At 70.7% G+C, this 14,398-nt stretch carries 13 protein-coding genes and 1 tRNA gene; 6 read left to right on the top strand and 8 right to left on the bottom strand.

Features of this window, described 5'->3' with window-relative positions:
• Nucleotides 1-46: 46 nt before the first annotated feature.
• The 6 genes from PLE19_02100 to PLE19_02075 form a co-directional block, all read right to left on the bottom strand.
• Entirely contained in the window at nucleotides 47-2,968 is a 2,922-nt protein-coding gene (locus tag PLE19_02100; GenBank protein HPD13712.1) for an FAD-linked oxidase C-terminal domain-containing protein, read from the bottom strand.
• A gap of 186 nt (nucleotides 2,969-3,154) precedes the next feature.
• Complete coding sequence (locus PLE19_02095) at nucleotides 3,155-3,325, bottom strand: 4Fe-4S binding protein (GenBank protein HPD13711.1); 171 nt, start codon at nucleotides 3,323-3,325, stop codon at nucleotides 3,155-3,157.
• Nucleotides 3,326-3,414: 89 nt separating this feature from the next.
• Nucleotides 3,415-5,214 (bottom strand): BatA domain-containing protein, encoded by a 1,800-nt coding sequence (locus PLE19_02090; protein ID HPD13710.1) that lies wholly within the window; start codon nucleotides 5,212-5,214, stop codon nucleotides 3,415-3,417.
• Nucleotides 5,211-6,152, bottom strand: coding sequence for a DUF58 domain-containing protein (locus PLE19_02085; protein ID HPD13709.1), 942 nt, complete (start codon nucleotides 6,150-6,152; stop codon nucleotides 5,211-5,213). Before PLE19_02085 ends, PLE19_02090 begins: the two co-directional genes overlap by 4 nt.
• A 27-nt stretch (nucleotides 6,153-6,179) precedes the next feature.
• Nucleotides 6,180-7,094: a hypothetical protein gene (locus PLE19_02080; GenBank protein HPD13708.1), complete on the bottom strand. Its 915-nt coding sequence runs from the start codon at nucleotides 7,092-7,094 to the stop codon at nucleotides 6,180-6,182.
• Nucleotides 7,091-8,044 (bottom strand): class I SAM-dependent methyltransferase, encoded by a 954-nt coding sequence (locus PLE19_02075; protein ID HPD13707.1) that lies wholly within the window; start codon nucleotides 8,042-8,044, stop codon nucleotides 7,091-7,093. The genes PLE19_02080 and PLE19_02075 overlap by 4 nt, the downstream gene beginning before the upstream one ends.
• Before the next feature lie 161 nt (nucleotides 8,045-8,205).
• On the opposite strand from PLE19_02075, the gene PLE19_02070 reads away from it, so the two are divergent.
• Nucleotides 8,206-9,267 carry a Gfo/Idh/MocA family oxidoreductase gene (locus PLE19_02070; GenBank protein HPD13706.1) on the top strand — a complete coding sequence of 354 codons (1,062 nt, stop codon included), beginning with the start codon at nucleotides 8,206-8,208 and terminating at the stop codon, nucleotides 9,265-9,267.
• 86 nt (nucleotides 9,268-9,353) lie between these two features.
• Nucleotides 9,354-10,001: an HAD family phosphatase gene (locus PLE19_02065; GenBank protein ID HPD13705.1), complete on the top strand. Its 648-nt coding sequence runs from the start codon at nucleotides 9,354-9,356 to the stop codon at nucleotides 9,999-10,001.
• A gap of 40 nt (nucleotides 10,002-10,041) precedes the next feature.
• On the opposite strand, the gene PLE19_02060 is transcribed toward PLE19_02065, so the two are convergent.
• Nucleotides 10,042-10,117 (bottom strand) — tRNA-Pro (locus tag PLE19_02060).
• Between the two features lie 210 nt (nucleotides 10,118-10,327).
• Here PLE19_02060 and PLE19_02055 point away from each other — a divergent pair.
• The 4 genes from PLE19_02055 (at nucleotide 10,328) to PLE19_02040 (ending at nucleotide 12,718) form a co-directional block, all read left to right on the top strand.
• A complete protein-coding gene (locus PLE19_02055; protein HPD13704.1) occupies nucleotides 10,328-11,428 on the top strand; it encodes a uroporphyrinogen decarboxylase family protein in 1,101 nt (366 codons plus the stop codon).
• Nucleotides 11,429-11,711: 283 nt separating this feature from the next.
• On the top strand, nucleotides 11,712-12,176 hold the full coding sequence (locus tag PLE19_02050) for a hypothetical protein (protein HPD13703.1): 465 nt from the start codon (nucleotides 11,712-11,714) through the stop codon (nucleotides 12,174-12,176).
• On the top strand, nucleotides 12,173-12,388 hold the full coding sequence (locus PLE19_02045) for a hypothetical protein (protein ID HPD13702.1): 216 nt from the start codon (nucleotides 12,173-12,175) through the stop codon (nucleotides 12,386-12,388). Before PLE19_02050 ends, PLE19_02045 begins: the two co-directional genes overlap by 4 nt.
• 39 nt (nucleotides 12,389-12,427) lie before the next feature.
• On the top strand, nucleotides 12,428-12,718 hold the full coding sequence (locus PLE19_02040; GenBank protein HPD13701.1) for a hypothetical protein: 291 nt from the start codon (nucleotides 12,428-12,430) through the stop codon (nucleotides 12,716-12,718).
• Between the two features lie 84 nt (nucleotides 12,719-12,802).
• Here the strand turns inward: PLE19_02040 and PLE19_02035 are convergent.
• Nucleotides 12,803-14,398, bottom strand: a 1,596-nt coding sequence (locus tag PLE19_02035; GenBank protein HPD13700.1) for a hypothetical protein, incomplete at its 5' end; no start/stop codon positions are given.

Here is a 14,398-nt window from a genome sequence, read left to right as displayed (position 1 = left end):
TTCTCCTTGCGTGGAGCCAGGATGATACCGCGTGACGGGGCGAGGGTCAAGGCCTGACGCCCGGCAGCGGCGTGCCGAAGGCGGCGTGGGCGAGGAGGTGGAGGGGGTGATAGCAGGGCTTGCCGGTGCCGTGCTCGAGTTGCATGCGACAGGCGGAGCATTCGGTGACGGTGCCGTGGAAGCTGCCTGCGCGCACCTTGTCGAAAAGCCCTGCGCCGATTCTCATGCCCAGGTCGTACTTCTCGCGACGCAGGCCGGCGCTGCCGGCGAGGCCACAGCAGCCCTCGTTGAGGGTGGTGACCCGGAGCCCGGGCACATCGGCTAACAGCGCGGGCGCGGCGGCGCCGATGCCGGCGGCGCGCGCGTGGCACGGCACATGGCGGCCGAGGGCCAGCGGCACCTCACGCAGGTCGAGCTTGAGCTGCCCCCTCTGGCGAAGGCCGAGCAGGTAATCAAGGGCGTCGTGGGTGCGCGCGGCGACTTCTCTGGCGGCGACGTCGGGCACGAAATCGGCGTAGCCCTCGCGCAGGCACAGCAGAGCCGTGGGCTCGGTGACCAGGATGTCGTAGCCCTGGCGGGTGTAACCCTGAAGGGCGGCGAGGTTGCGACGAATGGTCTCTGCGGCGCGTGGGGCGTCGCCATAGCACATGGCCAGGATGCCGCAGCCCTGGACGGGTGGGATGATCACCCCAATGCCCGCCGCCTCGAGCAGACGCACGAGGGCCTCACCGATGGAGGGGTCGCTGAGTTCGGCGAAAACGTCTGGGAAGTAAACGATTGCGGATTGCGGATCGCGGAGTGCGGAGTGCGAAGCCAGGGAACGGAGGCGCCTCCTGAGCGGGCGGCTGGTCACGAGGGGCAAGGGGGCGCGGCGGTCGAGGCCGGCCAGCTTCTCGAGGAGCCAGCGCGCGGGTCTGGCGCGGTTGGCGGCGTTGACCAGCGGGGCGAAGGGCACCGCGAGGCGGCTGAGCGCGTCGAGCCGGGCGAGCAGGCGCTGCCGCGGTCTGCGGGCGCCTTCGGCCGCCAGGCGGGCCTTGGCCTCCAGCATGAGCTTCGGCACGTTGACCTTCGACGGGCAGTCGGCCTTGCACGACTCGCACAGGAGACACTGCTCGGTCACGCGTGCGAGAGCCTTGCGCGCGGCGCGGCCTTTGAGGCGACCGGCGGCGATCTCGCGCAGCAGGTTGGCCTTGGCGCGGGGCGATGCCTCCTCGGCGCCCGTGGCTTTGAAGACGGGGCACATGCGCGTGACGGCGGCGGGCAGGGTGCGGCAGGTGGCGCAGCCGTGGCAGCGCTCGGCCTCAGCGGCGGCGCCGGCGGCGGGCCACACGAGGCGCTCGTCGAGGCGCCGCGAGCGATAGTCGGGCTCGAAACGCAGGGGGCCGGTGAGGGAGAAGCCGCTGCGCGGGTCGGGGACCTTCTTGCCGGGGTTCAGCAGGTTCCGGGGGTCGAAGATGCGCTTGACGGCGCCGAAGAGGTGGTGCAGCGGGCCGTAGAGCTTGGCGAGATACTCGGTGCGCGCGATGCCGTCGCCGTGCTCGCCGCTGGGGGTGCCGCCAAGGGCGATGGTGAGGTCGAAGACCTCGTCGGCGACGGCCCGCATTTTCGCGATCTCCGCGGGCTCGTGCAGGTCGAGGAGCGGGCGGATGTGGAAGTTGCCCTGGGCCGCGTGGCCGTAGATGGCGGCCTCGAGGCCGTAGCGGCCGAAGATGGCCTGGAGCCGCTCGATGAAGGAGGGAATCTGGTCGGGCGGCACGGTGACGTCTTCGATGAAGGAGACGATGCGTTTGGGGCCGGGCTGGTTGTAGAGGATGGGCAGGGTGGCCTTGCGGATGGCCCAGAGGCGGCGAGCCTCGTCGGCGCTGGCCGGCTCGATGCAGCGGGTGGCGAGGCGCAGTTCGTCGCAGATTCTGCGCCGCATGCGGGCGAGGCCGTCGGCCGCCTCGGCGTCGGTGGCGCCGTCGAACTCCACGTGGAGCTGGCTCTCGCCGGGCCTGGGCAGCACATCGGCCAGCTCGGGCCGGCCGGCGCGAATGACGTCCACCGCATGGCGTTCGTGCACCTCGATGGCGCTGGGACCAAGGGGCAGGATTTCGAGCGTGGCGCGGCCGGCAGCGGCGAGGTCGGGGAAGTGCAGCAGGCATTCGCGGCGGGCGCCGGGCTTTGGCCCGATGCGCAGCCGCGCGGCGAGCACGATGGCCAGCGTGCCCTCGGAGCCGCAGACGAGCTTGCTGAGGTTGAGCACGCCGTTCTCGATCACGCGCTCGAGGCGGTAGCCGGCCGCGTTCTTGGTGGTGCGCGGCTGGTGGGCGCGGATGAGGTCCGCATGGCGCTCGACGACGAAGCGCAGGTCGCGGTGCACCTGGGCCTCGCGGGTCTCTTCCGCCGCCAGGCGCTGCCAGGCCGGGCCGTCGAGAGGATACGGGCGGAGCCGCGCCGTCGTGCCGTCGGCGAGCGCGACGTCCAGCTCCTCAACATAGTCTATCACCGTGCCATACTTGACGGAGTGCGAGCCGGCGGAGTTGTTGGCGATCATGCCGCCGATCGAGCAGTAGCCGGAGCTGGACGGGTCGGGCGGGAACCACAGGCCGCGCGGGGCGAGGGCGGCGTTGAGCTCATCGGCGATCAGGCCCGGCTGTACGAGGACCTGGGTGTCGGTGGCCTCGAGGAGGCGGTTCATGTGCACCGTGAAGTCGAGCACGATGCCCTCGCCGAGCGCCTGCCCGGCGAGCCCGGAGCCGGACCCTCGCGGGGTGATGGGCACGCCGTACGTGCGGCAAACGCCCACCGTGGCCAGCACGTCGGCCGCATCGCGCGGCGCGACCACGCCAAGCGGGGGCACGCGGTAGATGCAGGCGGCGGTGGAGTAGATGGCGCGCGTGGCGGGGTCGAAGGCCACTTCGCCGCGCACGCTGCGGCGCAGCTCGGCCTTGAGGGCGTGCACGTCGCGCCTGGTTCTTGCCGGCAAGGCTCGAGTCCCTCGTTGCCGCGCGCCCGTGGCCACCCGTCGCGGCGTCGCCTGTCATGATAGCCGAAGCTCTGCTCATGAACAAGCTGCGCGGGGGGTGCCCCGCGCGGGACGGCGGGTTGCTCCGGGTGCGGGCATGGAAAGGCTCCGAGAGCCGGGACCGGCGCTCGGAGCCTTGGGTGCGGGTCACTTGACCTTGATGGCCTCGACCGGGCACTCGGGGACGCAGGTCTCGCACTGGGTGCACTTGTCCTGGTCAATGTCGGCCTTATCGTCCTTCATCGAGATGGCCTCGACGGGGCAGACCTCGACACAGGTCTCGCAGCCCGTGCACTCGTCCCTGTCTACAACGACCACAGCGCTCTCCTTTTGAAGTGACTTTGCCGTCGTTCCCGGGCATTACGCATGCCTCTTTTCATTTTACGGATATGCCGCCGCGATGCAAGTCATGCTGGCCGCGCCCGCGCGGCGAGGCGGCCGTGAACAAGCACCAGGCCGAGGCCCAGCAGCGCCAGCCACCCGCCCAGGCGCCAGGTGGCCGCCGCGGCCGTGCCGCTTGCGGCAGCGAGGAAGGCCGCGGGCGGCCTGGCTTCCGCGGCGGGGCCCAGAGTCTCGCCCTCGCTGAGCAGGCTCACCGCTATCGGCGTCTCGCGCGGGCCGCTCCGCACACGGTAGAGTCCCACTCGCTCGGGGCTGAAGGCGTCGGCCGTGAGCGCGTGGCGGTTGCCGGCGGGGTCAGTGAGCACGGTCTCGGCCCCGGCCCTCACGGCGATGGCCTGCCCGGGCCGCGAGCAGCCGAAGCCCCCCGCCTCCTGGCCCTGCCGCGCGGCGGAGGCGACCACGTTCGCCCAGAAGATGGGGAAAGACGGGTCGAGGGGCCAGGCGCTCGCCGCCGGGTCCACCCCCACGTAGACCACCGTGGCCGCGCCGTCGCGCCAGCGCCCGATGACCGGCACGTCGCCCGCCGCGGCGAGGGCCTCGAACCCCCCGGGCAGCGCCGGCCGAGGCACGCGGCCAAGGGCCAGCCCGTCCAGGCGCACGGCGGCCATGAGCGGGTCGCGGCGGGCCACGACGCTGGCGGGCGCGGCATCGGCGAGGGGTCCGGGGCGCAGCGCCCCCACGGGCGCTCCGGGGGCCACGACCACGACGCTCCCCGCGGCGAGCCTGCGCGGCACGGCGCGGTAGTAGAGCGCGAGGTCGAAGCCGCCGGGCACCGCGACCTCGGGCGGCTCGGGCAGTTCCACCACCTCTGCACCGTCCTGCACAGCGAGGGCGCGGCGCAGGTAGTAGCACTCATCGCCGACCCAGGCGACACGGAGGCGTTCCGAACGGCGGGCGAGCCACGCGCGGTCGTCCGCGGGCAGGTCGTCAGCGCCCTCGAGGCGGGCCTCGAGAACGGCGGCGGCCGAGGGGCGGACTTCGAAGATCGCACGCGCGGTCGCCGCGCCCGCCACGTCCACCCGGCGCCGGCCCAGTTCGCGCCCGTCGGCGCGGAGCACCACCTGGGCAGCGGTCGGCGCGGGGTTCGCGTTGGCCACCGCGATAAGCACCTCGGCGCGGCCATCGGGGTAGGGGCGGGCGGCGAAGGTGGTGATGCCGAGGTTGCGCGCGGGCGCGCCCGTGGCCAGCAGCCCCACGCCGGCGGGCAGGTCGGGCAGCGGCGTGTCGGTGACCACGAGCACGCGGGCGTCGGGCTGGCGGGCCTGGGCATCGAGGGCCGCGCGGCGCAGGTCGGCCGGCTCGGCAGCGGCATCTGACGGCTCGAGCGTGAGGAGCCGCGAGGCCGCGTCGCGTGGGTCGCGCTCGGCTCCGATCGCTTGCTCCGCGAGGGGCGGCACGGCGGCGAACTCAACGCGGTCGGCGGCGTCGAGCTGCACGAGCAGCTTGAGCAGTTCGTCGCGCGCGGCGCGCCAGCGGGTGAGGCCGTCGGGCCGGCGCGTGGCCATGCTGGCCGAGCGGTCGAGCACGACGATGAGGCGGCGCGTCGCCTGTGCCGTGCGCACAAGCACGGGCGCGCACAGGGCGCCCGCCAGCGCGAGCGCCACGGCAACGCGCAGGACCAGCAGCGGGTCGAGCTGGCGCCGGCGCCGGGCGTGCGGGGCGTGGCGCCAGGCGGTCGCTACGTCGCGCCACAGGAGCAGGCTGGACACGGTGACCTCGCGTCGCCGCCAGCGCCAGAGGCTCAGGGCCACCAGCACGGGCACGGCGGCGAGGGCGAGGAGGCCGAGAGGTTGGAGGAGGGTCATCGCACGAGCCCTCCGCGGCGAAGATAACCGAGGACGCACTCCTCGAAGGGCGTGGCCGACGAGGTCTCGATGAAGCGGATATCGTGGCGCTGGCAGAAGGCGCGCCAGCCCTCGCAAAAGGCGTTGAGGCGGTCCGCATAGAGGCGCAGCGCGTCGGCGTCCACAGCCAGGTCCTCGGCGGTGCCCGCCTCGCTGTCCCTCAGTCGCACGGGGCCGATGGCGGGCGGGTGCAGTTCCTGGGGCGAGAGGACGTGGAGCACGCTGAGGTCGAATCGCTGGCTCCCGAGCAGCCGCAGGCCGCGGCGGCCGCCGCCCTCCTCCAGGAGGTCGGAGATGAGGACGACGAGCGAACGCTCGTGCACCCGCTCGCGGAGGGCGCGGAGGGCGGTGAGGAGGTCGGTGGGGCCCGCGGGCTGGATGGGTTCGAGGAAGGCGGCCAGGCCCTGGAGGTCGGGCCGCCCGGCGAAGCGGGGCGACCAGGCGACGCTCGAGCCCTGGAACGCGCCGAGGAGGGCCTCATTGCCGCCCACGCCGGCCAGGTAGGCGAGGGCCGCGGCCAGCCGCTTCGCGTGGTCGAGCTTGCGCGGCTGCCCGAGGCCCATCGAGGCGCTGGCGTCGAGCAGCACGCAGGCGAGCACGGCTTCCTGTTTGGTGAACTCCTTGACGAACAGGCGGTCGGTGCGGCCGTAGAGGTTCCAGTCGAGGTAGCGCAGGTCGTCGCCGGGGGTGTATTCGCGGTGGTCGGCGAATTCGGTGCGGCCGCCGCGCTGGTGGCCGGGGCGGTCGCCCTCGCGGCGCCCGACGACGTTGCGCTTGAAGAGCACCTCCAGCAGGTCGAGCTTGCGCAGGAAATCCGGGTCCAGGAGAGGAGGCGACGACAGGGAACGGGGCGGAGGGGCTGAGACAGCGGGCGCGCGGGGGCTCTGCGTGTCACGCATCACAAGTCACGCAACCCGGGGAATGGCTCAGGTGCCCAGGGTGCTGGGCAGCTTTTCCTCTGCGAGGACGGCGTAGCGGCAGCCGGGGTACTCCTCGACCACGCGCCGGTAGGCGCTGGCAGCCTCGCCCTTGCGGCCGTTCTCGAGGTGGATGTTGCCGGCCAGATACCAGAGGCGCGCGTCCTCGAGCTCCTCGTCGGTGTAGACGGACTTCTTCAGCAGGTCATTCTGCTCGATCTCGGCGAGGCGGGCCCGGGCGGTCGCGGCCTGCTCGCTGTTGGGGAAGCGCTGGGCCAGGGCCTGGAACCTGTTGCGCGCCCGGCGGTAGCGCATGGCATCGAACTCCTCCTGGGCCTCGGCGAGCAGGATCATCGGGCCGAGCTGTGCGTCGGCCAGCAGCAGGTCGAGTTGCTGCTGGGCGCTCTCGGCCGCGGCCGTGCCGTCGTAGTCGGCCACGAGCTGGCGCAGGATCTTGGCCCCGGCCAGAAGCCCCTCTTCGTCGCCCTTCTCGAAGCTCTTGTCGGCCTGTTCGCGCAGTTTGGAGGCTTCAGCCTCGCGGGCCTCGTCGGTCTTCGCGCCGGTGCCGGCCTTCGTCCCGGCCGTGGCGGGCTTGGGCTTCGCGGCCACCGTGGGCTTGGCGGTGGGCTTGGGTTTGGCGGCCTCCTTCGCGGCCTCCGCCTTCTTGGCCGCGGCCTCTTTGCGCGCCTCCTCCTGTTTCTTGCGAGCCGCTTCCTCCTGCTTGCGCTGCTCCTCTTCTTTCTTGCGCTTCTCCTCGCGCTCTTTCTGCGAGTCCGTATCGCCTTCGATGAGGCGGTAGGGGCCCGTGTTCCGGCCGTTCCGGTTGTTCCGGTAGGACGAGGATCGCGCCTGGGTGCTGGTGGCCATGAGGGCGAGGATGATGGGGGCAATCCACAGGAAACCGAACCGGCGAAGCGGGATCATCGGCTGGCCTCCGGCTTGAGGGCAAGGACCTCCAGGATGTCGTCTCTTAGTTTATCACGGAATGGGCAGGCAATACAAGAGCAAACCAGCGCGATTGCGCGCAGCCCGCGCCGGAGGGCCGAGCCAAGGGGCAGGAACACGATGTCGCCCCGCAGGGCGGCGTGGAAGGCCAGGCGGCGCCGCGCGGCGGGGTCGGCCAGGGCGGCGTACACCTCGCGCGTGGCGGGCGAGTCGTAGCGCGACGTGCACTCGGCGATCGCGAGGCCGCACTCGCGCAGGAGGCGGCCGAGCGCCTCGGGCGTGAAGTGGAAGAGGTGCTGTGGCAGCCGCAGGTGGCGCCAGCACGCCCCGCCGAGCCGCGCGTTGAGGGAGGCGAAGTTCGGCATCGAGAGGGCCAGCAGCCCGCCGGGCCGCAACAGGCGGTGGGCGAGGCGTAGCGTGGCGCGCGGGTCGCGCGTGTGTTCCAGCACGTCGCGCATCACCACCAGGTCGAATGCCCCCTCATCCAGCGCAGCCTCGTCGAGGGTCCGGCGCCGCACGTCGAGGCCGAACTCCCGCCGCGCATACTCGGCGGCGAAGGCGGAGGTCTCCAGCCCCACCCCGCGCCAGCCGCGGCGGGCCGCGGCGTGGAGGAAGTAGCCCAGGCCCGCGCCCACGTCGAGCACGCGCCCCGGGCGAATCAGGCGCTCGATGCGCCGCAGCCGCCCGTCGAAGAAACGCTCCAGCCCGGCGCGGTTCTCCAGATAGGACAGGCCGCCGGGGTCAATGGGCTTCGTGAAGTAGTCGTCGGTGTAGACGGCGGCGAGCGTCGCGTCGCTCGGCTGGGGGTCGAGCCACCCCAGGCCGCACCGCCGACAGCGCACCAGGCCCGCGGCAGCGTCCGACCTCTCCGCCTCCATCGCGGCGCAGACGGGGCACGGGACCACTCGCTTGCTGTGCTGCTCGCCCATGGCCCCCCTGGCCTCGGAAGCAGGAGAAGACAGACGGAACGTGGCCGAGTGTACCGCTCAGCTTATGAGAAGTCAACGCACGCGGCTCTTGACTTGAGCGGCCCCGCGCGGTAACGTGCTCACCGTGTGGCGCAATCGCAACCCGTCCAGGAGTTCTCACCATGCCAGGCAAGACGATTCGCGTGGGCATCATCGGCCAGGGGCGCAGCGGCTATGACATCCACGCTCGCCACCTGCGCACCGACAGGCGTTACAGGATCGTGGCGGTCGTGGACCCGTTGGCCGACCGCCGCGCGCAGGCGGAGCAGGAGTTCGGCGCCGCGGCCTACGACGACCGCCGCGCCCTGCTGAAGCGCACCGACCTCGACCTCGTGGTCAACGCCGCGCCCTCGCACCTGCATGTGCCTTACACCCTCGAGGCGCTGCGGGCCGGGCACAACGTGCTGTGCGAGAAGCCGCTCGCCCGTCGCGCGGCCGAGGTGGATAAGCTGATCGCCGCGGCGGCGAAGGCGGGCAAGCTGCTGGCCATCTTTCAGCAGAGCCGCTTCGCCCCCTACTTCCAGCAGGTGCGCAAGGTGATCGCCTCGGGCGTGCTCGGCCGCATCGTGATGATCAAGGTCGCCTTCAACGGCTTCGGCCGGCGGTGGGACTGGCAGACCCTCCAGGAGTACAACGGCGGCAACCTGCTCAACACCGGCCCCCACCCCCTCGACCAGGCCCTCCAGCTCTTCGGCCCCGGGATGCCGAAGGTCACGTGTCTGATGGACCGCGCGAACACCTTCGGCGACGCCGAGGACCACGTGAAGCTGCTCATGTCGGGCGAGGGCCACCCCACGATTGACCTCGAGATCTCCTCCTGCTGCCCGTACCCTCTCTACACGTACCAGGTGTTCGGCACCCGCGGCGGCCTCACCGGCGGCACGAGCGAGATGAAGTGGAAGTACTTCGACCCCCGCAAAGCGCCCAAACGCGAACTCATCCGTGAGCCGCTGCCCGGCCGCCAGTATTGCAGCGAACAGCTCCCCTGGGTCGAGAAGACCTGGACCGTTCCGCCGAAGCTCGCCAACACGTTCGCCTACATGTCGAAGCAGTTCTACAGCCACCTCTACAAGACGCTCACGGCCGGCGCCCCGCTCGTCATCACGCCCGAGCAGGTGCGTCAGCAGATCGCCGTCATCGAGGAATGCCACCGCCAGAACCCCTTGTCGCGGCTGGACGCCTGAGAAAAGCTGGGGAGGGACTTCTTGAAAGAGGTCCCTCCCCAGACCCCTCCTCAAGAACTTCTGCATTGCCATAGGGGCTAAGCATCATCCGCGCATTTCTCTTCGACCTCGACGGCACGCTGGTGGACACGGAGCGGCTGTGGGTGGCCGCGGCCGAGGCGGTGCTGCGCGACGCGGGCCACCCCGTCACCCACGAACAGGCCGTCGCGCTCATCTACGGCCGGGCGTGGGGCGAAATCCGCGCCGAGCTGCTGCGCGACTACCCCGACGCCTTCCCCACCGCCGCCGAACTCGAGCGGCAGATGGGCCTGGCCTTCGACCGCGCGAGGGGCGAAACCGACATCCGCATTCACGGCTCCATCGCCCTGCTCAAACGCCTCGCCGCCGAGCACCCCGTGGCTGTGGTGTCGGGCTCGTCCCGGCGGCTGGTGGGCGAGATGCTGGAGTTCCTCGGCGTGGCCGGCCTGGTGCGGTTCTACCTGGGCACGGAGGATGTGCCGCGCGGCAAGCCCGACCCCGCGCCGTTCCTTCTGGCCGCCGAGCGGCTGGGCGTGCGCCCTGAGGACTGCGTGGCCTTCGAGGATTCGCGTGCCGGCGTGCTCTCGGCCAAGGCGGCCGGCATGCGCGTCGTGGCCCTCCAGCGCCCCGGCTCGCCGCCGCAGGACCTAGCCGAGGCAGATGAAGTGTTGGCAGACCTTGGGGAGTTCCGGCCCGATCCCCTCCCTCCGACATGAAAAAGCCTTCCGGCGTGCGCCGGAAGGACTTCTTCGAGAATCGGGGCGAGTGGATTTGAACCACCGACCTCAGCGTCCCGAACGCTGCGCTCTAAACCAAGCTGAGCTACGCCCCGGAACAAGATTACCCGTCATTATACGTTTTCCCCAGCGATTTGCAAACCACTTCGAGGCGGCCAGTCGTGATGCGTGAAACGTGAGGCGTGAGAAGAGCAGGAAGTGCATGGCCCCGCGCTCTCTGGCCTCTCACGCATCACGTATCACGTCACGCACCCTCCATTGACCGCTTGCGCTGCTCATGATAGAGTGCCCCGCAAGGAGAACACATGGCCACGCGGCCCCACATGACCTCGCGCGAGCGCCTCGACGCGGCCTATCGGTGCCTGCCGACCGACCGCGTGCCGGTCTTCGTCCGCGGCGTGTCGGAGACGCGGCCGCCGCACGACTCCTACGCGCCGCTGCGCCAGCTCGTGTGCGCGACGTGCGACCTCAAGTGGGCGTGGAGCACCTCCGCCATCTTCCCCTCCCCTCCCACCACCCAGCGCGTGGAGCCGTACGACGCCGACTTCGATCTGGTGACCACCGTGATGCCCACGCCCCGCGGCGAGCTCGTGCACCAGCATCTCGCCGGCCGCAAGGGCCAGCCGGGCATGACCCGCAAGCACTGGCTCGCCAGCCGCGAGGACGCGCTCAAGTACCTCTCGCTGCCTCCGCCCGAGCCCACGGGCGATGCCGCCGGCTTCTTCGCCCTCCGCGAGCGGGCCGGCGAGCGCGGCCTCGTGGAAGTGCACCTGCACGACATGAACCCCGGCGGCCACGTGGCCGAGCTGTTCGGCTCCGAGGCATTCGCCCTGCTCACGGTGGAGGACCGCGGCCTGGTGCACGAGCTGTTGGAGCACACGACCCAGCGCGCCCTGCGCGTGATTGACTGGTGCCTCGCGCACGATGTGGGGCCCTACTTCGCCGTCTCGGGCCAGGAGTACGTCGCTCCCCCGCTCCACGGGCCGCGGGATTTCTGGGACTTCAATGTCCGCTACGACAAACGGCTCTTCGGGCGCATCCGCGACGCGGACGGCTTGGTGCACGTGCACTGCCACGGCTCGTTGAAGGGGCTTCTCCAGGGCTTCGTCGAGGCGGAGGCGAATGTGCTGCACCCCGTGGAGGCGCCGCCGATGGGCAACGTCACGGCCGCCGAGGCCAAGGCGGCGTTGGACGGCAAGGTGTGCATCGAGGGGAACATCCAGGTGGGCGACCTGTTCACCCTGCCGCCGCGCGAGATCGAGCGGCAGGTCGAGGCCCTCATCCGCGACGCCGGCCCGACCGGCCTCATCGTCGCCCCCACCGCCTCGCCGTATGCCCCGGTGGCCACGCCGCGCATGCTCGCCAACTACGAACGCATGGTCCGCACCGCCCTGGCCTGCCGATAGCCGCATCACACCGCAAGGGGCACATGCCCCGAGGTCTTGGCCCGAGCGAATGCGCCGGCACAGGAGAAGACTGGAAGAGTGGTCGGGCGGTGGTCTGTACCTCGACGCGAACCCACGGACGGGGAAGCACGATTCCCGTTCAGAAGCCTTGCGCGGAGAGGCAAACGAGGGTACCATGTAGTCGTGGGTGGTCTCGGGGCCGACGCAGTGGCCCCGGGTACAGGCAATGGAGGCTGGAGCAAGTCTACGCATGGGGACCGGTCCACACACGGCGACGGCGCCGATGAGAGCGTACCTGGACGCCTCTGCTGTCGGCGGCCCCTTCGACGCGGAGTTTGCCGGCCCGTCGAGGAAGCTTGTCGCTGCCATTCTCCGGGGTGCCGTGATCCCCCTGGTGTCGGAGACGCTTGCAGCGGAGATTGCGGACGCCCGGGAAGAGGTCCAGGCGCTCCTCGAGGAGATCACGCACGCCGGTGCCGAACGGCTTCCGCTGTCGCCCGAGGCCCTCGCCCTGCGGGCAGCGTACCTGGCGGCGGGCGTAGTCACGCCCAAGTACGCCGACGATGCCATGCACGTGGCCCAAGCAACGGTAGCACGCGCCGACGTCATTGTCTCGTGGAATTTCCGGCACCTGGTGAACCCAGCACGCGTCAGGGCGTTCAATGGCGTCAACCTCGCGCGCGGCTACGGCATGGTGGTGATCCTCACGCCTGCCGACGTCGTGAAGATTCTGGAGGCCGGGCAATGAGCAAGCTGGCTCCTGTTGTGAAGGGCTTCGACTGCGTTGAGATGAAGCGACGGATTCAGGAAGGGATCTACGCAGAAACGCAAGACATGGACCAGGCCGAATTGCTCGCCTACTTCCGCCGCCGTGTGGGCGCCAGCCGGTTCGCCCCCTTCTTCGGGCTGAGCCCCAAGCCCCAATCCCGCAAGCGGGTGAGTAAGCGAAGCGGGGCATAGGCGCCCAGCCCGCCCCCCAGGCTCTTCGAGGCAGGTACGGTGGCCATCGAACTCCTCCCCGTGGAGGCGCGGCCGATGGGCAACGTCACGGCCGCCGAGGCCAAGGCGGCGTTGGCCGGCAAGGTGTGCATCGAGGGGAACATCCAGGTGGGCGACCTGTTCACCCTGCCGCCGCGCGAGATCGAGCGGCAGGTCGAGGCCCTCATCCGCGACGCCGGCCCGACCGGCCTCATCGTCGCCCCCACCGCCTCGCCGTATGCCCCGGTGGCCACGCCGCGCATGCTCGCCAACTACGAACGCATGGTCCGCACCGCCCTGCCCTGGCGCTAGCCACCGTCTTGTATGCGAGTTCTTGAAGAGGGATCTGGGGAGGAACTTTCTTGCAGGAAGCTTCTCCCCAGCATTCTCCTCGGTTCAGCTCTCGGCCGGGGCTGGGGCGCCGGGGAGGGGCTCGGTGCGGCGGTCCTCGGCGCGCTGGAAGGCCGGGACGACTTTGTTGGCGAAGAAGGTCTCGAAGATGGCGATGAAGAGGACGATGTAGAGGACGATGTTCCGCAAGGGAATGCCTTGGCGGATGGTGTCTACGGTGGCCTTGATGAGGTCGGCGGAGGTCTTGTCGGGCGGGCCGACGTAGTGGAGGGCGTGGCCCTCGAAGAGGCCGCGAAGGTCGGCCTCCGCGATGCGGGCGAGGTCGGATTCCTGGGGGTCGGGGTTGACGATGAAGGCTCGCTCGGCCTCGACTCGGGCGTCGGTGGGCTCCTTGTCGGCGGCGCGGGTGGGGTCGAGGACGAGGTAGACGTAGGCGCCGCGCCTGTCGGTCTGGGCGTAGGTGGCGCGGGTGAGGCCGCTGGCGGGCTCGGGCTTGGCCTGGAGGTCGGTGATCTCGCCGGCGGGGTCGCGCACCTGGATGCCGACGGGGCGCAGGATGTCGCGCAGGGTGATGGTGACGGGGGCGCCGACGGTGTGGGTGCCCTCGACGTCCTCGCGCTCGGTGAGGTGGTAGACGAGGCGGTGCAGGAGCGGCAAGAAGAAGCGGCTGGCGGCGAGGTTGGACCAGTCGGGGTCGGTGCAGGTGGAGAAGAGGACGACGCGGCCCTCGTGGAAGCGGTTCTCGAGGAGGAAGGCGTTGCCGTCGCTGAGCCCGATGAGGATGCGGGTGGGGGCGTTCTGGGGGACGGTGATGGGGGCGGCGTTGTAGACCTTGACGGTCTGGGCGAGGCGGTAGCCTCGGAAGACGAGGAGGGCGGGGTGGCGGTCGTCGAGGTTCACGAGGGTTTCGAACTTCTTGCGGTCGAGGATGCCTTGCTTGGGCTCGCCGATCTCGAGGGGCATGAGGGCGTTGGCGGGCTCGGGGTCGTTGAGGAGGTCGCTGAGGCTCTTGGGGCGCAGGTTGGGGCCGCAGAAGATCATGAGGCGCCCGCCGCGTCGGACGAACTGGCGCAGGACGGCGATGTGGCTGCGCTGGAGCGCGCCGGGGTCCACGAGGACGACGATGCGGGTCTTCTGGAGGAGCTCGTGGGTGAGCTTGTCCAGCTCGGTGATCGTGGCCTGCACGAGGGAGCGGGGCTTCCCCGGGTCGTCGCCGAACGGGTCGAGGGCCTTGGCCACGTAGAAGGTCGGGTCGAGCTGGAGCATGGCCGGCACGGCGTCGCGTACGACGAGGGCGGGGATGTGGTCCTGAATCTCGATGCAGAAGTCGCGGCGGTTGTCGAGGGCGAGCGAGTCGTCGTCAATCTGCACCCAGCCGCTGTGGACGCCTGGCTCGGTGAAGGTGTGGGTGAAGGAGGCGGTGACGGTGAGGTCGGGGGGGATCTCGAGCTGCTGGTTGGCCTGCTTGGCCTGGTCCACGTAGAAGGTGGCGTTGACGGTGGCCTTGGCGGCCGTGTAGTTGTGGATCTTGGCCTGGACGGTGATGGGCCGGCCGCGCACGCGTGCGCCGCCGTGGACGGCGAGGTCGGTGACGGCGATGTTGCGGTAGTCGGTGCGGCCGACATCAATGACGATGAGGCG

The organism is Planctomycetota bacterium (genome assembly GCA_035384565.1).
GTDB lineage: Bacteria > Planctomycetota > PUPC01 > DSUN01 > DSUN01 > DAOOIT01.
This window is presented reverse-complemented; position numbering and strand designations above follow the sequence as displayed.